This is a genomic window from Cytobacillus sp. Bac17, from assembly GCF_024519925.1.
Lineage (GTDB): Bacteria > Bacillota > Bacilli > Bacillales > Cytobacillaceae > Cytobacillus > Cytobacillus pseudoceanisediminis.
The window spans coordinates 1-721 of the sequence record NZ_JALJRC010000086.1; the positions used below are offsets into that span (position 1 = coordinate 1).

A 721-nucleotide genomic window follows, 5' to 3' on the forward strand; every position below is an offset into this window, starting at 1 on the left:
CTGTTTTTCTTTGTAAAAGATACTCCTTCCCCTTCCCCCTCCCCCCCCCCCTTTTTCTCCTTCTCTCCTCCTTCCTTTTTTCCCTCTCCTCCCCTTTCTTCCTCCTTTCCCTCCTTTCCCCCTTTCCCTTTTCCTTTTCCCTTCTCCTTTCCTTCTCCCTTCCCCTCCCCCTTCTCCTTTCTCCCTTCTCCCTTTCCCCTTTTCCCTTTTTTCTCCCCCCCTCCCCCCTCCCCTTCTTTTTCCCCTTCCCCTCCTTTCTTTCTTCTCCTCCTTTCTCCCCCCTTTTTTCTCCCTTCCCCTTTTCCTTTCCTCCCTTTTCCCTTCTTTCTTTTCTTCCTTTCCTTTTTTTCCTCCCCCTCCCCTTCTCCTTCCTTTCTTCCCTTTCTCCTTTTTCTCTTCCCTCTTTCTTCCTCTTTTCTCCTTCCTTCTTCCCCTCTCTCCCCCCTTCTTCCTTTTTTCTCTCTCTTTCTTCCTCCTCTTTCCTTCTTTTTTCCCTTCTCTTTTCCTTCCTCTTCTTTTTTCTTCCCCTTTCCCTCTCCTTTTTTTCCTTCTTTTTTTTTCTTTTCTTTTTCCTTTTTTTCCCTTTTTTTTCTCCTCTTCCCTTTTCCTTCTTTCCCTCTTTCTTCTTCCCTTTTTTTTCCTTTTTTCTCCTTTCTTTTCCTTTTTTTTTCTTCCTTTTTTTCTTCCCTCCTCCTCCTCTCCCCTCTTTCTTTCCCCTTTC

The 721-nt window shown here is 45.4% G+C and carries 1 protein-coding gene; it reads right to left on the bottom strand.

The window, feature by feature from the left end; all coding sequences use genetic code 11:
- A partial coding sequence (locus tag NR125_RS30255; protein WP_256816862.1) for a hypothetical protein occupies positions 1–721 on the bottom strand: 721 nt, incomplete at both ends.